The sequence below is a fragment of the Ancylobacter sp. GW821-FHT10E12 genome, from assembly GCF_058809335.1.
Genome location: NZ_JBXASN010000009.1, coordinates 23,782 through 44,319, shown reverse-complemented (window position 1 = coordinate 44,319; position 20,538 = coordinate 23,782). Strand labels below are relative to the sequence as shown.

Sequence of the window (20,538 nt, the reverse complement as noted above, 5' to 3'; positions counted from 1 at the left end):
CGGAATTAATCAAGTCGAAGATTTCATTATCGCGTTATCGGTCGACTCGCTACGGAAGAACCCAAGAAAATGTCACGGCCTGAAGGTCGGCCATGAGCAGGGAAGGAGCGATCGTCATGAAACTCGTCCGTTACGGCGAACCGGGAGCGGAGCGTCCCGCCATTGTCGATGCGCAGGGCATTCTGCGCGATCTCTCCGGCGTGGTGCCCGACATTGCCGGCGCCGTGCTGACGCCGGAGGGCCTCGCCACGATCGCCGCCGTCGACCCGGCCTCGCTGCCGGCGGTCGCGGGCACGCCGCGCATCGGTCCGTGCGTCGGTGCGGTCGGCAAGTTCCTCTGCATCGGCCTCAACTATACCGACCACGCCGCCGAATCCGGCATGGCGATCCCGGACGAGCCGGTGATCTTCATGAAGCCGTCGAGCTGCATCGTCGGCCCCTATGACGCCGTCGAGATCCCGCGCAATTCGGTGAAGACCGACTGGGAGGTCGAACTCGGCATCGTCATCGGCAAGACCGCGAAATACGTCGCGGTCGAGGATGCCTACAAGCATGTCGCCGGCTATTGCGTCGTCAACGACGTCTCCGAGCGCGGCTTCCAGCTCGAGCGCGGCGGCCAGTGGGACAAGGGCAAGGGCTGCGACACGTTCGGCCCCATCGGCCCGTGGCTGGTGACGACCGACGAGATCACCGACCCGCAGCAGCTCGACATGTGGCTGGAGGTGGACGGCAAGCGCTACCAGAACGGCAATACCCGCACGATGATCTTCGACGTGCCGACCATCGTCTCCTATTGCAGCCAGTTCATGAGCCTGCATCCCGGCGACATCATCACCACCGGCACGCCGCCGGGCGTCGGCCTCGGCCAGAAGCCGCCGGTCTATCTCAAGGCCGGCCAGACCATGCGGCTGGCCATTGCCGGCCTCGGCGAGCAGCAGCAGACCACCGTCGCCGCGGCGTGAAGGGAATGAATGCCATGAACAAGCTCGACCTCGACGGACGCGCGGCCATCATCACCGGCGGCGCCCGCGGCATCGGCTACGCCACCGCCGAGCGCATGCTCGCCTCCGGCGCCTCGGTCGCCATCTGGGACATCGACGCCGCCCGCCTCGACGAGGCCGCGGCCGCGCTCTCCACGCTCGGCAAGGTCTCGACCCATGTCGTCGAGCTCACCGACGAGGCCAGCGTGCTCGCGGCCACCAAGGCGACCGCCGAGACGCACGGCAAGATCGACATCCTGGTCAACAATGCCGGCATCACCGGCGGCAACGGCAAGCTGTGGGAGCTCGACACCGAGACCTGGCGGCGCGTCGTCGACGTCAACCTGGTCGGGCCGTTCCTGACCTGCAAGGCGGTGGTGCCGGAAATGCTGAAGAACGGCTGGGGGCGCATCGTCAACGTCGCCTCCATCGCCGGCAAGGAAGGCAACCCGAACGCCTCGCACTACTCGGCGTCGAAGGCGGGGCTGATCGGCCTCACCAAGTCGCTCGGCAAGGAACTGGCGACCTCGGGAATTCTGGTGAACGCGATCACCCCGGCGGCGGCGAAGACCGAGATCTTCAACCAGATGAAGCAGGAGCATATCGACTTCATGCTGTCGAAGATCCCGATGAACCGCTTCCTGGCGGTCGACGAGGCGGCGGCAATGATCTCGTGGCTGTCGTCGGAGGACTGCGCCTTCACCACCGGCGCGGTGTTCGACATTTCCGGCGGCCGCGCCGTCTACTGACGACGGCGCCGCAAAGACGGCGCTGTCCAAAAACACCGACAAGACCGCGGGCCGCCGCCATGACGTGGCGGCCGAAGGCGGCGTTCGTCCATAGGATTGGGGAGGAACCCACATGCCCGTGCCATCACTCGCGTCCTCGCCGGCGCTCGCCGCGACCATCGACAAGGTCACCAGGCGGCTGCTGCCGTTCCTGCTGCTGATGTATGTCCTCGCCTTCCTGGACCGGGCCAATGTCGGCTTCGCCAAGAAGGCCTTCCAGGCCGATACCGGCATTTCCGACGCCGCCTTCGCGCTCGGCGCCAGCATCTTCTTCCTCGGCTACGCGCTGTTCGAGGTGCCGTCCAACCTCATCATGCACCGGGTCGGTGCCAGGATCTGGATGGCGCGCATCATGGTCACCTGGGGGCTGATCTCGGCGGCGATGATGTTCGCCCATAACGAGACCACCTTCTACATCCTGCGCGTGCTGCTCGGCATCGCCGAGGCCGGCTTCTTCCCCGGCGTGATCCTGTACCTGACCTACTGGTTCCCGTCCTTCGCGCGGGGCCGGGCGATGGGCCTGTTCTATTTCGGCGCGCCGCTCGCCTTCATCTTCGGCTCGCCGCTGTCCGGCCTGCTGCTCGAATTCCAGGGCTTCGGCGGCCTGCATGGCTGGCAGTGGATGTTCCTCGTCGAAGGCCTGCTGGCCTCCATCGTCGGCGTCTGGGCCTATTTCTACCTCGACAACCGGCCGACCGAGGCCAAATGGCTGAGCGCGGCCGAGAAGGCGACCCTCGCCACCGCGCTCGACGCCGAGGAGAGCCAGAAGCAGAGCCATGGCCCGCGCGGCACGCTGGCGGCGCTGAAGAACGGCCGGGTGCTCTATTTCGCGCTGATCTACTTCATCATCCAGATGAGCGTGTATGGCGTCGTCTTCTACCTGCCGACCCAGGTCGCGGGGCTGCTCGGCACCAAGGTCGGCTTCACGGTGGGCCTGGTGACGGCGATCCCGTGGATCTGCGCGATGATCGCCACCTATTTCCTGCCGCGCTGGTCCGACCGCACCGGCGAGCGCCGGCTGTTCGCCGGCGGCATCCTCGTCGTCTGCGCACTCGGCATCGCCGCCTCGGTGGCGAGCGACTCGCCGGCGCTGTCGCTGGTGGCGCTGTGCTTCGCCGCGGCCGGCTTCATCTCGGTGCAGCCGATCTTCTGGACGCTGCCGACCGGCTATCTCGGCGGCGTGGCGGCGGCCGGCGGCATCGCGCTGATCAACTCGCTCGGCTCGCTTGGCGGCTTCGTGGCGCCGAACGTGAAGACCTGGGCGGAAGCCACCTTCGCCTCCACCTCGGCGGGCCTCTACCTGCTCGCCGGCACCACCTTCATCGGCGCGCTGCTGCTGTTCGCTCTGGCGGCGGTGGGCGTCGGCCGCGAGGCGCGCGCCGCCGCGCCCTCGGCCCGCTGACACGATCCAACGCGGGCGCCGGCAAGCGGCGCCCGCCGCCTTCCATCTTCCGGGAGCTTCGACACTCATGACCATGCCGACCATCAAGGCCGTGCGCGCCTTCACCGTCCGGGGCGGCGGCGCCGATTATCACGACCAGGGCGCAGGCCACTGGATCGACGATCACATCGGCACGCCGATGGGCAAGTATCCCGAGTATCGCCAGAGCCGGCAGAGCTTCGGCATCAACGTGCTCGGCACGCTGGTGGTGGAGATCGAGGCCTCCGACGGCACGGTCGGGTTCGCCGTCACCACGGCGGGCGAGATCGGCGCCTTCATCGTCGAGAAGCACCTCGCGCGCTTCCTGATCGGCCGCCAGGTCACCGAGATCGAGAAGATCTGGGACCAGATGTATTTCTCCACCCAGTATTACGGCCGCAAGGGCGTGGTGCTGAACACCATTTCCGGCGTCGACCTCGCTTTGTGGGACCTGCTCGCCAAGGTGCGCGGCGAGCCGGTGCATGCGCTGCTCGGCGGCCCGGTGCGCGACGAATTGCAGTTCTACGCCACCGGCGCGCGGCCGGACCTCGCCAAGCAGATGGGCTTCATCGGCGGCAAGATGCCCCTGCATCACGTGCCGGCCGAGGGCGAGGAGGGGCTGAAGGCCAATATCGAGGAGCTCGCCACCATGCGCGAGCGCGTCGGGCCGGACTTCTGGCTGATGTTCGACTGCTGGATGAGCCTCGACGTGAACTACGCCACCCGCCTTGCCCACAAGGCGCAGGAATATGGCCTGAAATGGATCGAGGAGTGCCTCTCCCCCGACGATTACTGGGGCTATGCCGAGCTGCGCCGCAACGTGCCGAAGGGCATGCTGGTGACCACCGGCGAGCACGAGGCGACGCGCTGGGGCTTCCGGCTGCTGCTGGAGATGGACTGCTGCGACATCATCCAGCCGGATGTGGGCTGGTGCGGCGGCATCACCGAGCTGATCAAGATCTCGGCGCTGGCGGATGCCCATAGCGCCATGGTCGTGCCGCACGGCTCGTCGGTCTACAGCTACCATTTCGTCATCACGCGGCAGAACTCGCCCTTCGCCGAGTTCCTGATGATGCACCCGGTGCCGGACCAGGTGGTGCCGATGTTCACCCCGCTCCTGCTCGACGAGCCGGTGCCGGTGAACGGAAGGATGAAGGCGAGCGTGCTCGACAAGCCCGGCTTCGGCGTGCGGCTCAACCCCGAGGTCAAGCTGCACCGCCCCTATATCAACGGCTGAGGAACCCGATCCGCAGCCGCACCTGCGGCCCGTCCCTCCCCGGGGGCGGGCCGTTTTTCGTTCAGGCCGCGGCGGGCGCCGTGGTCGGCATGCGGCCGGTGTCGCGCAGCGCCGCGTGCCAGGACAGCGCCTCCTCGATGAGGTGCGGGGTGTGGCCGCCGCGGGCCAGCGCCCGGCGGTGATAGTCGGCCAGCGCCTCGCGGTAGGACGGGTGGACGCAATTGGCGATGATCGCCCGCGCCCGCTCGCGCGGGGCGAGGCCGCGCAGGTCGGCGAGGCCGATCTCGGTCACCACCACGTCGACATCGTGCTCATTATGGTCGACATGGCTGACCATCGGCACCACGGAGGAAATGGCGCCGTCCTTGGCCACAGACTTGGTGACGAAGATCGACATGTAGCCGTTGCGGGCGAAATCGCCGGAGCCGCCGATGCCGTTCATCATGTGGGTGCCGCCGACATGGGTGGAATTGACGTTGCCGTAGATGTCGACTTCCAGCGCGGTGTTGATGCCGATGATGCCGAGCCGGCGCACCACTTCCGGGTGGTTGCTGATCTCCTGCGGGCGCAGGATCAGCTTCTGCTTGTAGAGCGGCAGCAGCGGCAGTACCTCCCGGTACTTCGCCGCCGAGAGCGTGATCGACGAACCGGAGGCGAAGTCGAGCTTGCCGGCCTCGAACAGGTCGAAGGTCGAGTCCTGCAGCACCTCGGAATACATTTTGAGATTGTGGAACGGCGTGTCGATGAAGCCGTGCATCACCGCGTTGGCGATGGTGCCGATGCCGGCCTGCAGCGGCTGCAGCTGGTTGGTCAGCCGGCCCTTCTTCACCTCATGCAGGAAGAAGTCGGTGAGATGGCCGGCAATGGCGCGGGTCTCGGCATCCGGCGGCAGCACGGTGGACGAGCTGTCGAGCTTGGTGGTGAAGACGATGGCGGCGATCTTGGCGGGGTCGACGGGAATGAAGGGCAGGCCGATCCGGCTTTCCGGCGCCACCACCGGGATCGGCTCGCGATGCGGCCGATGGGTGGGGATGTAGATGTCGTGCAGCCCTTCCAGCGCCGTCGGCTGCGAGAGGTTGATCTCGACGATCACCTTCTCGGCGAGGATGGCGAAGCTCGCGGAATTGCCGACCGAGGTGGTCGGCACGATGCCGCCCTGCTCGGTGATGGCCACCGCCTCGATCACCGCGATGTCGACCGGGCCGAGCTGGCGGGTGCGCAGCATCTCCACGGTCTCGGACAAATGCTGGTCGACGAACATCACCTCGCCGGCATTGATCGCCTTGCGCAGGTAGGGGTCGGACTGGAACGGCAGGCGGCGGGAGAGGACGTGCGCCTCGGCCAGCGTCTTGTCGAGGTCGTTGCCGAGCGAGGCGCCGGTGATCAGCGTGATCTTGAGCGGCTCGGCGCGGGCGCGCTCCGCGAGCGCCATCGGCACCGCCTTGGCCTCGCCGGCGCGGGTGAAGCCGCTCATGCCGACGGTCATGCCGTCCTTGATAAGTCGCGCCGCCTCCTCGGCGGTGGTGACCTTGTCCATCAGGCCGGCGTGGCGCAGGCGATCCTCGTGCATGGGCGTCCTCCCGTTCAGCAGCGCTCCCGTCGATCCGGCGGGTCCGACCTGTGGGCGACCTGTAGGTAACCTGTAGGATCGTGTCGGTGACGCGCGGCGCGGGGAGGGAGCGGCGACCTGTGTCGCGCGCGGCGGCGGCCGGCGCCAGTTCGACCTTCGGCCGGATATGAGCGAAACGCATGGCTGCGGCGTTGCATTTCGCCGGCCGGGGCGGCTGAAGCGCGCCCGGCCGTAGCCTGCCCGGCCATGATCCGTACCCATGATCCGCGCGCCCATGTGATCGCCTCGGGCGGTGCGACGGGCTAAGGTGGGCGCCGCGAATCTTGGGAGCTGCGCATGTCTCGTCGGTGGCCGGGCCTTCATCTGCGCAGGCGGGAGCTTCTCGGCCTCGTCGGTCTGGCGACGGGGATCGCGGCGCTGCGCCCCGGCATGGCGGGGGCGCAGCAGGAAGACCTCACCGACGTCGCCGATCTCAAGCCCGGCCAATATGCCTGGTATCCCGACCGGGCGCCGGCGGGGTTCGTCGCCATCATCGTCTCGCTGCCGGACCAGCGCTGCTATGTCTATCGCAACGGCGTGCGCATCGGCGTGTCGACCTGCTCGACCGGCAAGGAAGGACACCAGACGCCGGTGGGGGTGTTCACCATCCTGCAGAAGGATGTCGACCACCATTCCTCGATCTATGACGACGCCTCCATGCCCTATACCGAGCGCCTGACCTGGTCCGGCGTGGCGCTGCATGCCGGCGGGCTGCCGGGCTACCCGTCCTCGCATGGCTGCGTGCACCTGCCGCTGGCCTTCTCCAAGCTGCTGTTCGGCATCACCCATTACGGCACGCCGGTGATCATCGCCGACGCGCATTCCCAGCCGGTGGACGTGCTGCATCCCGGCCTCGTGCTGCCGGCGGACGCCACCACGGCGATCAGGACCGGGGCGCCGAAAGACGACAGCCCCGCCGCCGTCGAGGCGAGCGCGCAGGAGGCGGCGGCGGACGCCGTCTCCATGGTGGTTAGCGGCGCCGACAAGCAGCTGGTCGTGCTGAAGGATGCCGCGGTGGTGCTCACCGCGCCGGTGACGATCCGCGATCCGCAGACGCCGCTCGGCAATGTCGTCTACGTGCTGAAGAAGGTGAGCGGCGAGGTGGCCTGGACCGCGGTCGGCTTCGAGGGCAACGGCGCGGGGCAGGGCAAGGCGGCCGGCGCCATCGACCGCATTACCGTGGCGCCGTCGGCCAACCAGCAGCTCGCGAGCCTGCTGGTGCCGGGCTCGACGCTGTTCGTCACCGACCTGCCGGCGAGCGAGACGACGCGCTCGGGCAAGGACTTCGTCGTCATGTCGCAGGCGATGAGCTGAGCGGGGAGAGCAAGATGCGCCGGTTCGCCGCCCTGATCGCGCTGTGCCTGCTGCTCGGCCCGGCCGAGGCGCAGGAGGAGGCGCCGCCGCTGCCGCAGGCCGTGGCCCAGGCCGCGACGTCGCCGGCAGCGGGTCTCGTGCCCGCCAAGGTGCTGTTCGGGGCGGCCAAGAAGCCGGCCGATCTCGCCACCCGGTCGATCGGCTTCTATTCGCGCGGCTGCCTCGCCGGTGCGCGGGCGCTGCCGGTGAACGGGCCGAGCTGGCAGGCGATGCGGCTGTCGCGAAACCGCAACTGGGGCCATCCCGACCTCGTCGCCTTCCTCGAGCGGCTGGCGGGAGAGGCGCCGCAGGTCGCCGGCTGGCCGGGCATCCTGGTCGGCGACATGTCGCAGCCGCGCGGCGGGCCGATGTCGACCGGCCACGCCTCGCACCAGATCGGCCTCGACGCCGACATCTGGCTCACCCCGATGCCGAAGCGCGAATTCACCGCGCAGGAGCGCGAGGACGTCGCCGCGACGATGATCGTGCGGCCGGACCGGCTGGACGTCGACGCCAAGGTGTGGACGAAGGGCCACCTCGCCATCATCCGCGCCGCGGCGCAGGACGAGCGGGTGGAGCGGGTGCTGGTCAACGCGGCGATCAAGAAGGCGCTGTGCCGCGACGCCACCGGCGACCGTTCCTGGCTGCAGAAGGTGCGGCCCTATTGGGGGCACGACTATCACATGCATGTGCGCATCTCCTGCCCGGCCTCCAGCCCGGACTGCCGGCCGCAGGAGGCCGTGGTGCCGGGCGACGGCTGCGACAAGCTCGACTGGTGGTTCTCCGACGGGGTGCTGCACCCCAAGCCGCCGAAGGAACCGCCCAAGCCGGCGCCGCCGATCACCCTCGCCGACCTGCCGAACGCCTGCACGGCGGTGCTGAAGGCGCCGTGAGGAGCTGGCTCTCAATCATCTGCGGGGAGAAGGCATCGCCTGCGTGCTTCGAGGCTCGCTTCGCTCGCGCCTCAGCATGACGAGGGTCTCGCATGCCGGGAGCTTCGTCATCCCGAGGTTGCCGGTACCGGTTGGCCTCGCTCGTCATCCCGAGGTGCCCGGCGCAGCCGGGCCTCGAAGGACGCAGATGCTGACCGCGCCGTGCGCCACCGCATCCCGGCTCACCGCGCGTCGGCACGGATCATCGCCGCCGCCTTCTCGGCGATCATCATGGTCGGCGAGGCGGTGTTGCCGGAGACGATGGTCGGCATCACCGAGGCATCGACCACCCGCAGCCCGTCAATGCCGAAGACGCGCAGCCGTTCGTCGACCACCGCCATCGGGTCGCTCGCCAGCCCCATCTTCGCGGTGCCGACCGGATGGAAGATGGTGGTGCCGATCGCGCCGGCGGCCTCGATCAGTTCGTCGTCGGTGTCGCCGACCGTCGGGCCGGGCAGGAATTCCTCCGGCCGGTAGGGCGCCAGCGCCGGCCGGGCGGCGATGCGCCGGGCGACGCGGATCGAATCGGCCGCCACCTGCCGGTCGTCCGGCGTCGCGAGGTAGTTCGGCCGAATCGCCGGTGCCGCCGCCGGATCGGCGCTGGCGAGCGTGAGCGTGCCGCGGCTGGAGGGGCGCAGGTTGCACACGCTCATGGTGAAGGCCGGGAACGGGTGCAGCTTCTCGCCGAACGCACCGAGCGAGAGCGGCTGGACATGGAACTCGATGTCGGCGCGCTCCTTGTCCGGCGTCGAGCGGGCGAACAGGCCGAGCTGCGAGGGCGCCATGGTCAGCGGCCCGCGCCGGAACAGTGCGTATTCCAGCGCCATGCCCGCCTTGCCGAGCAGCGAATGATACCGCTCGTTCAGGGTGCCGATGCCGTGGATCTTGTAGATCAGCCGCAATTGCAGATGGTCCTGCAAGTTGGCGCCGACGCCGGGCCGGTCCAGCGCCACCTCGAGGCCGTGGCGGGCGAGCTCGGCGCCGGCGCCGATGCCCGACAGCATCAGCAGCTGCGGCGAGCCGATGGCGCCGGCCGCCAGGATCACCTCGCCGCGGGCGCGGGCGGTGCGCGGCACGCCGTCCTGCCGATAGGCGACGCCGACGGCGCGGCGATTCGCCAGGATCAGCCGCTCGCTGAGGCAGCCGGTGCGCAGCGTGAGGTTCGGCCTGTGCAGCACCGGCGTGAGGAAGCCGCGCGCGGCGCTCCAGCGCCGGCCGCGCTTCTGGTTGACCTGGAAATAGGCGGAGCCTTCATTGTCGCCCTTGTTGTAGTCGTCGATGGGGGCGATGCCGTCCTGCGCCGCCGCCGCGCGCACCGCGTCGAGCAGCGGCCAGGTGGTGCGCGGGAATTCCACCCGCCATTCGCCGCCGGCGCCGTGGAACTCGCTGGCGCCGCGGCAGTGGTCCTCATGGCCCTTGAAGATCGGCAGCACGTCGTCCCAGCCCCAGCCGGCGAGGCCGAGCTGGCGCCAGCCGTCATAGTCCGCCGCCTGGCCGCGCATGTAGATCATGGCGTTGATGGCGGAGCAGCCGCCAACGGCCTTGCCGCGCGGATAGGCGAGGGCGCGCCCGTTCAGGCCCGGCTCCGGCTCGGTGCGAAAGCACCAGTCGGCGCGCGGATTGCCGATGGCGAACAGATAGCCGACCGGAATGTGGAACCAGATCCAGTCGTCCTTGCCGCCGGCCTCCAGCAGCAGCACGCGGCGGGAAGGGTCGGCCGAGAGCCGATTGGCGAGCACGCAGCCCGCCGAGCCGGCGCCGATGATGATATAATCATAGGTCTCGTCGTCGCCGTCATTCGCCATGATGCCCACCCGGAATCGCCGCGCGGAGGGCGCGGCCGCATCCTGATTTTTGGCCTATCGCGGCGTCGGCCGCCACTGGAAGAAGGATGCCGTCGGCTGCGGTATCCCGCTGGGGCCTGCGGGGTGCATCGGCCGCGTCGCTTCGCCGCCGCCGATACGGGTCGTGGATGCAAGACGAAAGTCTAATGCCGAGATATTGTGCCAACGTGTCAACAGGATGCCGCAATGCGGCGTAACTCATTGGAGACGTTAGGGAGGCTGTGAATTTTGTATACCACTCGCAGTGGAATGACCATTGACGCCCTTGCCTCGCTTGGGGCGGTGCGATAAGCCTGCCTCGTGCTTTGAATATTTCGCAACTGCGGTTGCGCGCCACGCGGCGCCCACTCACCGGGGAGGATGCGGCCCATGAGCAGCCTGCTTCAGGATTACCTGCCGGTCGTCATTTTTATCGGGGTGTCGGCCGTCATCGGCATCGCGCTGCTGGTGGCCCCCTTCCTCGTCGCCTTCTCGCGTCCCGACCCTGAGAAGATGTCGGCCTATGAATGTGGCTTCAATGCGTTCGACGACGCGCGCATGAAGTTCGACGTCCGGTTCTATCTGGTGTCGATCCTGTTCATCATCTTCGATCTCGAGGTCGCCTTCCTGTTTCCCTGGGCGATCACTTTCGGGGAACTCGGCAATTTCGGCTTCTGGTCGATGATGCTGTTCCTCGCCGTGCTGACGATCGGCTTTGTGTACGAATGGAAGAAGGGAGCGCTCGAATGGGATTGAGCGCCGTGAACGCCCCCCTCGTCGCTCCGGCGGCCAAGGGCATCATCGATCCGAATACCGGCAAGCCGGTAGGCGCCAGCGATCCGTTCTTCATGGACGTGAACGCCGAGCTTGCCGACAAGGGCTTCCTCGTCACCGCGACCGACGACCTCATCAACTGGGCGCGCACCGGCTCGCTGATGTGGATGACCTTCGGCCTCGCCTGCTGCGCCGTCGAGATGATGCAGACCTCGATGCCGCGCTACGACGTGGAGCGCTTCGGCTTTGCTCCCCGCGCGTCGCCGCGCCAGTCCGACGTGATGATCGTCGCCGGCACGCTGACCAACAAGATGGCCCCGGCGCTGCGCAAGGTCTATGACCAGATGCCGGAGCCGCGCTACGTCATCTCCATGGGCTCCTGCGCCAATGGCGGCGGCTACTACCATTACTCCTACTCGGTGGTGCGCGGCTGCGACCGCATCGTGCCGGTAGACATCTACATTCCGGGCTGCCCGCCGACGGCGGAGGCGCTTCTCTACGGCGTGCTGCTGCTGCAGAAGAAGATCCGCCGCACCGGCACCATCGAACGCTGACGACCGGGCGCCGGTTGTCCGGCGCGGGAACCACCGACTCGGAACCGACGACGCGGGAACGATATGGACGAGACGCTGAAAGAGCTGGGAGCGCATGTCGCCGAGGCACTGCCGAACGCGGTGGACGAGATCGTCGTCGCGTTCGGCGAGCTGACGGTGCTGGTGCCGGCGGCCGAGGTGCTGAAGGTGCTCGCCTTCCTGCGCGACGACCCGTCCTGCCGGTTCGTCAGCTTCGTCGACATCTGCGGCGTCGACTGGCCGCAGCGCGAGAAGCGCTTCGACGTCGTCTACCACCTGCTGTCGCCGACGCTGAATGCCCGCATCCGGGTGAAGGTGCAGACCGACGAGACCACTCCCGTCGCCTCCGCCACCTCCCTGTTCCCCGGCGCGCTGTGGTTCGAGCGCGAAGCCTACGACATGTACGGCATCCTGTTCTCCGGCCACCCGGAGCTGCGGCGGCTGCTGACCGATTACGGCTTCGACGGCTATCCGCTGCGCAAGGACTTCCCGACCACGGGCTTCGTCGAGGTGCGCTATGACGACGAGCGCAAGCGCGTCGTCTACGAGCCGGTGAAGCTTGCCCAGGAGTTCCGCAATTTCGACTTCCTGTCGCCGTGGGAGGGGCCGGACTACGCGCTCCCGGGCGACGAGAAGGCCGGAGCGTCCACGACCTCTTCCCCCAAGGCCGGTTGAGGCGGAGTGCACGAGACCATGAACGCCGCTGTCCACGACGTGTCTGCCAAGCCCGAGCCCAACGTCCGCAACTTCCAGATCAATTTCGGCCCGCAGCATCCGGCTGCGCACGGCGTGCTGCGTCTGGTGCTGGAACTCGACGGCGAAATCGTCGAGCGCGTCGATCCGCATATCGGCCTGCTGCACCGCGGCACCGAGAAGCTGATCGAGACCAAGACCTATACCCAGGCCATCCCCTATTTCGACCGGCTCGACTATGTCGCGCCGATGAACCAGGAGCATGCCTTCTGCCTCGCCATCGAGCGGCTGCTCGGCGTCGAGGTGCCCAAACGCGGCCAGCTGATCCGCGTGCTCTATTCCGAGATCGGCCGCATCCTCTCGCACATGCTCAACGTGACGACGCAGGCGATGGATGTCGGCGCGCTCACCCCGCCGCTCTGGGGCTTCGAGGAGCGCGAGAAGCTGATGGTGTTCTATGAGCGCGCCTCCGGCTCGCGCATGCACGCCGCCTATTTCCGCCCCGGCGGGGTGCACCAGGACCTGCCGCGCAAGCTGGTCGAGGACATCCTCGATTTCATCCCGTATTTCCTCAAGGTCTGCGACGACCTCGAGGGACTGCTGACCGACAACCGCATCTTCAAGCAGCGCAATGTCGATATCGGCATCGTCAGCCTCGAGGACGCCTTCGCCTGGGGCTTCTCCGGCGTGATGGTGCGCGGCTCCGGCGCAGCGTGGGACCTGCGCAAGTCGCAACCCTACGAGTGCTACGACGAGATGGAATTCGACATCCCGATCGGCAAGAACTGCGACAATTACGACCGCTACTGCATCCGCATGGAAGAGATGCGGCAGTCGGCCTACATCATGCGCCAGTGCTGCGAGCGGCTGTTGAAGGAAACCGGCCCGGTCTCGGCGGTGGACAACAAGATCGTCGCCCCCAAGCGTGGCGAGATGAAGCGTTCGATGGAAGCGCTCATCCATCACTTCAAGCTCTACACGGAAGGCTTCCACGTTCCCGCCGGCGAGGTCTATGCCGCGGTGGAGGCGCCCAAGGGCGAGTTCGGCGTCTATCTGGTCGCCGACGGTACCAACAAGCCGTATCGCTGCAAGATCCGCGCGCCGGGCTTCGCGCATCTTCAGTCGATGGATTTCATGTGCCGCGGCTACATGCTCGCGGACGTCTCGGCGATCCTCGGATCGCTGGACATCGTGTTCGGGGAAGTGGACCGCTGAGCCCGAGGAGGCGAGGCGGTTCGATGGGAAGGGTACGGCATGTCGGTCCGTAGGCTTGCGCCCAAGGAAGTACAGCCCGAAAGCTTCGCCTTCACGGCGGAGAATCTGGCCTGGGCGGAGAAGACCATCGCCAAATATCCGCCCGGCCGGCAGGCCAGCGCGGTGATCCCGCTGCTCATGCGCGCGCAGGAGCAGGCGGGCGGCTGGGTGTCGGAGCCGGCGATGCGCTATGTCGGCGACATGCTCGGCATGGCGCCGATCCGCGTTTACGAGGTCGCGACCTTTTACACCCAGTTCCAGCTGCTGCCGGTCGGCAGGCGCGCCCATATCCAGGTGTGCGGCACCACGCCCTGCGCCCTGAAGGGGGCCGGCGACCTGATGAAGGTATGCAGGAAGCGCATCCATGCCGAGCCGTTCCACCTGTCCGAGAGCGGCAACCTGTCGTGGGAAGAGGTCGAATGCGCCGGCGCCTGCGTCAACGCCCCGATGGTGCAGGTGGTCAACGAGGTCTATGAGGACCTGACGCCGGAAATCCTCGAAGGCATTCTCGACGCGTTCGAGCGCGGCGAGCGCCCGACGCCGGGTCCGCAGAACGGCCGCCGTTCGTCCGAGCCGATCACCGGCCTGCGCGTGCTGACCTCGCCCGAGCTGTTCGACGGCTCGATGATCGGCACCGGCGAGGGCCTCGCCGCCGCCCGCGATGCCATCGCCGCCCGCCAGGCCGCCGCGGAGGCGGCCAAGCTCGCTGAAGCCGAGGCTGCCGAAGCCAAGGCTCCCGAGCCCAAGCCTGCCGAAGCCAAGGCTCCCGAGCCCGCCGCCGCCGCAGCTCCGCCGGCACCGCCGGCGAGCGATCCGGCCCCGGCCAAGCTGCCGGTCGCCGAGGCGGTGAAGGCCGCCGGCGCCGCCGATGCGGAACGGGTGCCCGACAGCTTCAGGCCGGAGGCATTGCCGGCCGCTCGGGACCCCGGACCGGACCAGCTGACGCTGCTGAGCGCGCTGGGACCGGGCATCGAGAACGCGCTGCACAAGATCGGCGTGTTCCACTTCTCGCAGATCGCGAGCTGGACGCCCGACAATGTGAAGTGGGTCGAGCAATATCTCGGCGAGCACGGCGAGCGGGTGGCGAAATTCTCGTGGGTTGCCCGGTCGGTCAAGTTCGCGAGCGGCTGGCGCCCCAAGCCCCAGCCGGGCGAGAAGCAGAGCTGAGGAGCGAACCATGCTGGCGGACAAGGATCGCATCTTCACCAATATCTACGGCTACCAGGACTGGGGCCTGCCCGGCGCGCTGAAGCGCGGCTCGTGGGACGGGACCAGGACCATCATCGACGCCGGCCGCGACTGGATCATCGACCAGATGAAGGCCTCCGGCCTGCGCGGGCGGGGCGGGGCGGGCTTCCCCACCGGCCTGAAATGGTCGTTCATGCCCAAGCAGTCGGATGGGCGGCCGCATTATCTCGTCGTCAATGCCGACGAATCCGAGCCCGGCACCTGCAAGGACCGCGAGATCCTGCGCCACGATCCGCACCATCTGGTCGAGGGCTGCCTGATCGCCGGCTTCGCCATGGGCGCGCATGTCGCCTATATCTATGTGCGTGGCGAGTTCATCACCGAGCGCGAGCACCTGCAGGCGGCGGTCGACCAGGCCTATGAGGCGAACCTCATCGGCAAGGGCAACGTGCATGGCTGGGACATGGACATCTATGTCCATCACGGCGCCGGCGCTTATATCTGCGGCGAGGAAACCGCGCTGATCGAGAGCCTGGAGGGCAAGAAGGGCCAGCCGCGCCTGAAGCCGCCATTCCCGGCCAATGTCGGCCTCTATGGCTGCCCGACCACGGTCAACAACGTCGAATCCATCGCGGTGGCGCCGACCATCCTGCGCCGCGGCCCGTCCTGGTTCTCCAGCATCGGCCGGGCGAACAATGTCGGCACCAAGCTGTTCGGCATTTCCGGCCACGTGAACACGCCCTGCATCGTCGAAGAGGCGATGAGCATCCCGTTCAAGGAACTGATCGAAAAGCATGGCGGCGGCGTGCGCGGCGGCTGGGACAACCTGCTCGCCATCATCCCCGGCGGCGCCTCCTGCCCGGTGATCCCGGCGGCGGACTGCGCCGAGCTGATCATGGACTTCGACGGCTGCCGCTCGGTGAAGTCCTCCTTCGGCACCGCCGGCGTGCTGGTGATGGACAAGCAGACCGACATCATCCGCGCCATTGCCCGCATCTCCTATTTCTTCCGGCACGAGAGCTGCGGCCAGTGCACGCCCTGCCGCGAGGGAACGGGGTGGATGTGGCGGGTGATGGACCGCATGGCGGAAGGTCGCGCGCAGAAGCGCGAGATCGACCTGCTGCTTCAGGTCACCACCCAGATCGAGGGCCACACCATCTGCGCGCTGGGCGACGCCGCGGCATGGCCCGTGCAAGGCCTGATCCGGCATTTCCGTCCCGAGATCGAGAAGCGGATCGACCAGTATTCGGCGAACCCCCATTCCGACCCGGTGCCGGTGGCGGCGGAGTAAGAGAGCATCATGGCCAAGCTCATCGTCGACGATATCGAGGTCGAGGTTCCCGCCGAGTTCACGCTGCTGCAGGCGTGCGAGGCGGCGGGGGCGGAAATTCCGCGCTTCTGCTTCCATGAGCGCCTGTCCATCGCCGGCAATTGCCGCATGTGTCTCGTCGAGGTGAAGGGCGGGCCGCCCAAGCCGCAGGCGAGCTGCGCGATGAGCGTGCGCGACCTGCGCCCCGGCCCGAATGGCGAGCCGCCCGTCGTGCTCACCAAGAGCCCGATGGTGAAGAAGGCGCGCGAAGGGGTGATGGAGTTTCTGCTCATCAATCACCCGCTCGACTGCCCGATCTGCGACCAGGGCGGCGAGTGCGACCTGCAGGACCAGGCCATGGCCTATGGCGTCGACACGTCGCGCTATGCCGAGAACAAGCGCGCGGTCGAGGACAAGTATATCGGCCCGCTGGTGAAGACCTCGATGACGCGCTGCATCCAGTGCACGCGCTGCGTCCGCTTCACCACCGAGGTGGCCGGCGTCTCCGAGCTCGGCGCCATCGGCCGCGGCGAGGACATGGAGATCACCACCTATCTCGAGGCGGCGCTCTCCTCCGAACTGCAGGGCAATGTCGTCGACCTCTGCCCGGTCGGCGCGCTCACCCAGCGCCCCTACGCCTACCACGCCCGTCCCTGGGAGCTGGTGAAGACCGAATCCATCGACGTGATGGACGCCGTCGGCTCCAATATCCGCGTCGACACCCGCGGCCGCGAGGTGATGCGCATCCTGCCGCGCCTCCACGAGGACGTGAACGAGGAGTGGATCTCCGACAAGACCCGCTACATCTGGGACGGCCTCAAGACCCAGCGCCTCGACCGGCCCTATGTCCGGGTCGGCGGCAGGCTGAGGCCGGCCGGCTGGCCGGAGGCCTTCGCCGCCATCGCCGCCAGGGTGAAGGGCGTTCCCGGCAACCGCATCGGCGGCCTGGTCGGCGACGTCTCCTCGGTGGAGGAGGTGTTCGCGCTGAAGCAGCTGCTCGGCGCCCTCGGTTCGGCCAATCTCGACTGCCGGCAGGACGGGGTGGCGCTCGATCCCTCGCTCGGCCGGGCATCCTACCTGTTCAATGCCGGGATTGCCGGCATCGAGCAGGCGGACGCGCTGCTGATCGTCGGCGCCAATCCGCGGCTCGAGGGCTCGGTGCTCAATGCCCGCATCCGCAAGCGCTGGCTGCACGGCAACTTCCCGATCGGCCTCGTCGGCGAGCCGGTCGACCTCACCTATGCCTATGACTATCTCGGCGCCGGCCCGGACACGCTGACCGATCTCGTCGGCAGCGGCACGTTCGCCGAGACGCTGAAGAACGCCAAGAACCCGATGATCCTCGTCGGCCAGGGCGCGCTCTCGCGGCCGGACGGCGCGGCGGTGCTGGCGCTTGCGGCGCGGCTGGCGGTGTCGGTCGGCGCGGTGAAGGACGGCTGGAACGGCTTCTGCGTGCTGCACACGGCCGCGAGCCGCGTCGGCGCGCTCGATGTCGGCGCGGTGCCGGGCGTGGGCGGTCTCGACGCCGTCGCCATGACCAATCCGGGCGGGGTCGACGTGCTGTTCGCGCTCGGCGCCGACGAGATCGACATCGCGCCGGGCGCCTTCGTCGTCTATATCGGCACCCATGGCGACCGCGGCGCCCACCGCGCCGACGTCATCCTGCCGGGCGCGGCCTATACCGAGAAGTCGGGCACCTATGTGAACACCGAAGGCCGGGCGCAGATCGCCAACCGCGCCGCCTTCCCGCCCGGCGAGGCGCGTGAGGAATGGGCGATCCTGCGCGCCCTGTCCGACGTGCTGGGCAGCAAGTTGCCCTTCGACAGCCTCGGCCAGCTGCGCGCGGCGCTCTACGCCGCCCATCCGCATCTCGCCCGCCTCGACCATGTCGAGCCGGCGGAGGCGCAGGCCGTCGTCGATCTCGCCGCCCGCGGCGGGGAGACGGCGAGCGCGCCGTTCCGCGCCGCCGTCACCGAGTTCTATCTCACCAATCCGATCGCCCGCGCCTCCGCCGTGATGGCGGAATGCTCCGCGCTCGCCCATAGCCGCCTCGCGGCGGCGGCCGAGTAAGGGGAGGGGAGCATGACCGAGACCATGACCAACGCCACCTGGTTCGATACGCTCGTCCACGTTCTCATCATCGTCGCGCAGAGCCTCGGGCTGCTGGTCGGGCTGCTGCTGGTTGTGGCCTACGTGCTGCTCGCCGACCGCAAGATCTGGGCGGCGGTGCAGCTGCGCCGCGGCCCCAACGTCGTCGGCCCCTTCGGCCTGTTCCAGTCCTTCGCCGACCTTTTGAAGTTCGTGCTGAAGGAGCCGGTGATCCCGGACGGCTCGAACAAGGGCGTGTTCCTGCTGGCCCCGTTCGTCACCTGCCTGCTGGCGCTTGCCGCCTGGGCGGTGGTGCCGCTCGATGCCGGCTGGGTGGTGGCGGACATCAATGTCGGCGTGCTCTACATCTTCGCCATCTCGTCGCTCGGCGTGTATGGCGTGATCATGGGCGGCTGGGCGTCGAACTCGAAATATCCCTTCCTGTCCGCCCTTCGCGCCGCCGCGCAGATGGTGTCCTACGAGGTCTCGATCGGCTTCGTGATCGTCACGGTGCTGATGTGCGCCGGCTCGCTGAACCTGTCGGCCATCGTCGAGGCGCAGAACGGGCCGTGGGGCATGCTGCAGTGGTACTGGCTGCCGCTGTTCCCGATGTTCGTGATCTTCTTCATCTCGGCGCTGGCCGAGACCAACCGCCCGCCCTTCGACCTCGGCGAGGCGGAATCCGAGCTCGTGGCCGGCTTCATGGTCGAATACGGTTCGACCCCCTATATGATGTTCATGCTCGGTGAATACGTGGCGATCATGACCATGTGCGCGCTGACCGCGATCCTGTTCATGGGCGGGTGGCTGCCGCCGTTCCCGATCGCGCCCTTCACGTGGGTGCCGGGCATCGTGTGGTTCCTCGTCAAGGTGCTGCTGGTGTTCTTCATGTTCGCCATGGTCAAGGCCATGGTCCCCCGGTATCGCTACGACCAGCTGATGCGGCTGGGCTGGAAGGTCTTCCTGCCGATCTCGCTGGTGATGGTGGTGCTGGTGGCGAGCGTGCTGCACTTCACCGGCCTGGCACCCGGTGCCGGAGGTTGAGATGAGCGAAACGTCGCTTGCCGCACTTTTTGATGCCTCGGCCATCGCCTGGATCGGCGCGCTGGTGGGGCTGCTGATCGGCTCGGTGGAATGGTTCGTGCTGCCGCGGCTGATGGAGACATCGATCCGCGGTTCCCGTGAGGCCCGCAAGCTGAGCCGCGATCAGCTCGAGGGCGTCATTTCGTGGTGGAAGACGGTGATCCGCGTCTTCGCCGTCTCGATGCCGCTGGTGGGCTTCGGCCTCGCCATAGCCATGGCCGAATGAGGAGAGCGATATGAGGTTGGATCTGGCCGCCCGCCAGCTGCTGCTGACCGAGTTCGTCTCGGCGTTCTTCCTGGCGATGCGCTACTTCTTCAAGCCGAAGGCGACGCTGAACTATCCCTTCGAGAAGGGGCCGGTGTCGCCGCGCTTCCGGGGCGAGCACGCGCTGCGCCGCTATCCGAACGGCGAGGAGCGCTGCATCGCCTGCAAGCTGTGCGAGGCGATCTGCCCGGCGCAGGCCATCACCATCGAGGCCGGCCCGCGCCGCAACGACGGCACGCGCCGCACCACGCGTTACGACATCGACATGGTGAAATGCATCTATTGCGGCTTCTGCCAGGAAGCCTGCCCGGTGGACGCGATCGTCGAGGGACCGAACTTCGAGTTCGCCACCGAGACGCGCGAGGAACTCTATTACGACAAGGCCAAGCTGCTCGCCAATGGCGACCGCTGGGAACGCGAGATCGCGCGCAACATGGCGCTCGACGCGCCCTATCGTTGAGCGGCGGGGGGAAGACGAGTGATCGACGTGACGGGAATGGCCGCCGAAGCGCGGGCCGGCCAGGCGATTGGTTTCGCCGCCGGGTTCAAGGGGGAGTGCCGGGCATGAGCCTCGCCGCGCTGTTCTTCTATCTCTTCGCCGGTGTGGCGGTGGCGTCGGCCTTCATGGTCATCGCCTCGCGCAACCCGGTGCATTCGGTGCTGTACCTCATCCTCACCTTCGTCAACGCGGCGGGGCTGTTCATCCTGGTCGGCGCCGAGTTCCTGGCGATGCTGCTGGTGGTTGTCTATGTCGGCGCGGTGGCGGTGCTGTTCCTGTTCGTGGTGATGATGCTCGACGTCGACTTCGTCGAGCTGCGCCAGGGCTTCCTGCAATATCTGCCGGTGGGCGCGCTGATCGGCCTCGTGTTCCTCGCCGAGCTGGTGCTGGTGTTCGGCTCCTGGACCTTCGGGACCGGCGTCACCGGCGCGGTGGCGAACGTCGCCTCCGACGTGCCGAACACGGTGCAGATCGGCCGCGTGCTCTACACCGACTACGTCTATTTCTTCCAGGCGGCGGCGCTCATCCTGCTGGTGGCGATGATCGGCGCCATCGTGCTGACGCTGCGCCACAAGCCCAACGTCAAGCGCCAGAGCATTCCGGTGCAGAACGCGCGCACCAAGGCCATGGCGATGGACGTCGTCAAGGTGCCCTCGGGCAAGGGGCTCTGA

General features: G+C 67.7%; 19 protein-coding genes. 17 read left to right on the top strand and 2 right to left on the bottom strand.

Annotated elements, in window-relative coordinates; translation table 11 throughout:
* Nucleotides 1-116 precede the first annotated feature (116 nt).
* From AC1RU4_RS13710 to rhmD, 4 genes are all read left to right on the top strand, one after another.
* The gene (locus AC1RU4_RS13710) at nucleotides 117-962 is read left to right on the top strand and encodes a fumarylacetoacetate hydrolase family protein (protein ID WP_492891651.1); all 846 of its coding nucleotides are present in this window, start codon (nucleotides 117-119) and stop codon (nucleotides 960-962) included.
* Between the two features lie 14 nt (nucleotides 963-976).
* On the top strand, nucleotides 977-1,729 hold the full coding sequence (locus tag AC1RU4_RS13705) for an SDR family NAD(P)-dependent oxidoreductase (RefSeq protein WP_492891650.1): 753 nt from the start codon (nucleotides 977-979) through the stop codon (nucleotides 1,727-1,729).
* A gap of 112 nt (nucleotides 1,730-1,841) precedes the next feature.
* Nucleotides 1,842-3,170 (top strand): MFS transporter, encoded by a 1,329-nt coding sequence (locus tag AC1RU4_RS13700; RefSeq protein ID WP_492891649.1) that lies wholly within the window; start codon nucleotides 1,842-1,844, stop codon nucleotides 3,168-3,170.
* A gap of 67 nt (nucleotides 3,171-3,237) precedes the next feature.
* Nucleotides 3,238-4,425, top strand: coding sequence for an L-rhamnonate dehydratase (gene rhmD, locus AC1RU4_RS13695; RefSeq protein WP_492891648.1), 1,188 nt, complete (start codon nucleotides 3,238-3,240; stop codon nucleotides 4,423-4,425).
* Nucleotides 4,426-4,486: 61 nt separating this feature from the next.
* Here the strand turns inward: rhmD and scpC are convergent, their stop codons facing one another.
* Nucleotides 4,487-5,995, bottom strand: coding sequence for a succinyl-CoA:acetate CoA-transferase ScpC (scpC, locus tag AC1RU4_RS13690; protein ID WP_492891647.1), 1,509 nt, complete (start codon nucleotides 5,993-5,995; stop codon nucleotides 4,487-4,489).
* 336 nt (nucleotides 5,996-6,331) lie between these two features.
* Here scpC and AC1RU4_RS13685 point away from each other — a divergent pair, with 336 nt between their 5' ends.
* Complete coding sequence (locus AC1RU4_RS13685; RefSeq protein WP_492891646.1) at nucleotides 6,332-7,348, top strand: L,D-transpeptidase; 1,017 nt, start codon at nucleotides 6,332-6,334, stop codon at nucleotides 7,346-7,348.
* A gap of 14 nt (nucleotides 7,349-7,362) precedes the next feature.
* Nucleotides 7,363-8,280: a penicillin-insensitive murein endopeptidase gene (mepA, locus tag AC1RU4_RS13680; RefSeq protein ID WP_492891645.1), complete on the top strand. Its 918-nt coding sequence runs from the start codon at nucleotides 7,363-7,365 to the stop codon at nucleotides 8,278-8,280.
* Between the two features lie 221 nt (nucleotides 8,281-8,501).
* Here the strand turns inward: mepA and AC1RU4_RS13675 are convergent, their stop codons facing one another.
* Nucleotides 8,502-10,124, bottom strand: a complete 1,623-nt coding sequence (locus tag AC1RU4_RS13675) for a GMC family oxidoreductase (RefSeq protein ID WP_492891644.1) — start codon at nucleotides 10,122-10,124, stop codon at nucleotides 8,502-8,504.
* Between the two features lie 408 nt (nucleotides 10,125-10,532).
* On the opposite strand from AC1RU4_RS13675, the gene AC1RU4_RS13670 reads away from it, so the two are divergent.
* The 11 genes from AC1RU4_RS13670 (at nucleotide 10,533) to AC1RU4_RS13620 (ending at nucleotide 20,538) form a co-directional block, all read left to right on the top strand.
* Nucleotides 10,533-10,898 carry an NADH-quinone oxidoreductase subunit A gene (locus AC1RU4_RS13670; RefSeq protein WP_492891643.1) on the top strand — a complete coding sequence of 122 codons (366 nt, stop codon included), beginning with the start codon at nucleotides 10,533-10,535 and terminating at the stop codon, nucleotides 10,896-10,898.
* On the top strand, nucleotides 10,868-11,470 hold the full coding sequence (locus tag AC1RU4_RS13665; RefSeq protein ID WP_492891642.1) for a NuoB/complex I 20 kDa subunit family protein: 603 nt from the start codon (nucleotides 10,868-10,870) through the stop codon (nucleotides 11,468-11,470). Before AC1RU4_RS13670 ends, AC1RU4_RS13665 begins: the two co-directional genes overlap by 31 nt.
* A gap of 63 nt (nucleotides 11,471-11,533) precedes the next feature.
* The gene (locus tag AC1RU4_RS13660) at nucleotides 11,534-12,163 is read left to right on the top strand and encodes an NADH-quinone oxidoreductase subunit C (protein ID WP_492891641.1); all 630 of its coding nucleotides are present in this window, start codon (nucleotides 11,534-11,536) and stop codon (nucleotides 12,161-12,163) included.
* A gap of 18 nt (nucleotides 12,164-12,181) precedes the next feature.
* A complete protein-coding gene (locus tag AC1RU4_RS13655; RefSeq protein ID WP_492891640.1) occupies nucleotides 12,182-13,396 on the top strand; it encodes an NADH-quinone oxidoreductase subunit D in 1,215 nt (404 codons plus the stop codon).
* 39 nt (nucleotides 13,397-13,435) lie between these two features.
* On the top strand, nucleotides 13,436-14,602 hold the full coding sequence (gene nuoE / locus AC1RU4_RS13650; protein ID WP_492891639.1) for an NADH-quinone oxidoreductase subunit NuoE: 1,167 nt from the start codon (nucleotides 13,436-13,438) through the stop codon (nucleotides 14,600-14,602).
* Between the two features lie 10 nt (nucleotides 14,603-14,612).
* Nucleotides 14,613-15,914 carry an NADH-quinone oxidoreductase subunit NuoF gene (nuoF, locus tag AC1RU4_RS13645; protein WP_492891638.1) on the top strand — a complete coding sequence of 434 codons (1,302 nt, stop codon included), beginning with the start codon at nucleotides 14,613-14,615 and terminating at the stop codon, nucleotides 15,912-15,914.
* Between the two features lie 9 nt (nucleotides 15,915-15,923).
* The gene (gene nuoG, locus AC1RU4_RS13640; RefSeq protein WP_492891637.1) at nucleotides 15,924-18,002 is read left to right on the top strand and encodes an NADH-quinone oxidoreductase subunit NuoG; all 2,079 of its coding nucleotides are present in this window, start codon (nucleotides 15,924-15,926) and stop codon (nucleotides 18,000-18,002) included.
* A gap of 24 nt (nucleotides 18,003-18,026) precedes the next feature.
* On the top strand, nucleotides 18,027-19,064 hold the full coding sequence (nuoH, locus tag AC1RU4_RS13635) for an NADH-quinone oxidoreductase subunit NuoH (protein ID WP_492891863.1): 1,038 nt from the start codon (nucleotides 18,027-18,029) through the stop codon (nucleotides 19,062-19,064).
* 1 nt (nucleotide 19,065) lies between these two features.
* A complete protein-coding gene (locus AC1RU4_RS13630) occupies nucleotides 19,066-19,329 on the top strand; it encodes a hypothetical protein (RefSeq protein WP_492891636.1) in 264 nt (87 codons plus the stop codon).
* A 10-nt stretch (nucleotides 19,330-19,339) separates the two neighbouring features.
* Complete coding sequence (nuoI, locus tag AC1RU4_RS13625) at nucleotides 19,340-19,828, top strand: NADH-quinone oxidoreductase subunit NuoI (RefSeq protein ID WP_013166662.1); 489 nt, start codon at nucleotides 19,340-19,342, stop codon at nucleotides 19,826-19,828.
* 104 nt (nucleotides 19,829-19,932) lie between these two features.
* A complete protein-coding gene (locus tag AC1RU4_RS13620; protein ID WP_492891635.1) occupies nucleotides 19,933-20,538 on the top strand; it encodes an NADH-quinone oxidoreductase subunit J in 606 nt (201 codons plus the stop codon).

Bases quoted from the DNA above. Each gene is read 5' to 3' on its own strand.
- AC1RU4_RS13710 (WP_492891651.1), top strand. From the start codon at position 117: ATGAAACTCGTCCGTTACGGCGAACCGGGAGCGGAGCGTCCCGCCATT.
- AC1RU4_RS13705 (WP_492891650.1), top strand. From the start codon at position 977: ATGAACAAGCTCGACCTCGACGGACGCGCGGCCATCATCACCGGCGGC.
- AC1RU4_RS13700 (WP_492891649.1), top strand. From the start codon at position 1,842: ATGCCCGTGCCATCACTCGCGTCCTCGCCGGCGCTCGCCGCGACCATC.
- rhmD (WP_492891648.1), top strand. From the start codon at position 3,238: ATGACCATGCCGACCATCAAGGCCGTGCGCGCCTTCACCGTCCGGGGC.
- scpC (WP_492891647.1), bottom strand. From the start codon at position 5,995: ATGCACGAGGATCGCCTGCGCCACGCCGGCCTGATGGACAAGGTCACC.
- AC1RU4_RS13685 (WP_492891646.1), top strand. From the start codon at position 6,332: ATGTCTCGTCGGTGGCCGGGCCTTCATCTGCGCAGGCGGGAGCTTCTC.
- mepA (WP_492891645.1), top strand. From the start codon at position 7,363: ATGCGCCGGTTCGCCGCCCTGATCGCGCTGTGCCTGCTGCTCGGCCCG.
- AC1RU4_RS13675 (WP_492891644.1), bottom strand. From the start codon at position 10,124: ATGGCGAATGACGGCGACGACGAGACCTATGATTATATCATCATCGGC.
- AC1RU4_RS13670 (WP_492891643.1), top strand. From the start codon at position 10,533: ATGAGCAGCCTGCTTCAGGATTACCTGCCGGTCGTCATTTTTATCGGG.
- AC1RU4_RS13665 (WP_492891642.1), top strand. From the start codon at position 10,868: ATGGAAGAAGGGAGCGCTCGAATGGGATTGAGCGCCGTGAACGCCCCC.
- AC1RU4_RS13660 (WP_492891641.1), top strand. From the start codon at position 11,534: ATGGACGAGACGCTGAAAGAGCTGGGAGCGCATGTCGCCGAGGCACTG.
- AC1RU4_RS13655 (WP_492891640.1), top strand. From the start codon at position 12,182: ATGAACGCCGCTGTCCACGACGTGTCTGCCAAGCCCGAGCCCAACGTC.
- nuoE (WP_492891639.1), top strand. From the start codon at position 13,436: ATGTCGGTCCGTAGGCTTGCGCCCAAGGAAGTACAGCCCGAAAGCTTC.
- nuoF (WP_492891638.1), top strand. From the start codon at position 14,613: ATGCTGGCGGACAAGGATCGCATCTTCACCAATATCTACGGCTACCAG.
- nuoG (WP_492891637.1), top strand. From the start codon at position 15,924: ATGGCCAAGCTCATCGTCGACGATATCGAGGTCGAGGTTCCCGCCGAG.
- nuoH (WP_492891863.1), top strand. From the start codon at position 18,027: ATGACCAACGCCACCTGGTTCGATACGCTCGTCCACGTTCTCATCATC.
- AC1RU4_RS13630 (WP_492891636.1), top strand. From the start codon at position 19,066: ATGAGCGAAACGTCGCTTGCCGCACTTTTTGATGCCTCGGCCATCGCC.
- nuoI (WP_013166662.1), top strand. From the start codon at position 19,340: ATGAGGTTGGATCTGGCCGCCCGCCAGCTGCTGCTGACCGAGTTCGTC.
- AC1RU4_RS13620 (WP_492891635.1), top strand. From the start codon at position 19,933: ATGAGCCTCGCCGCGCTGTTCTTCTATCTCTTCGCCGGTGTGGCGGTG.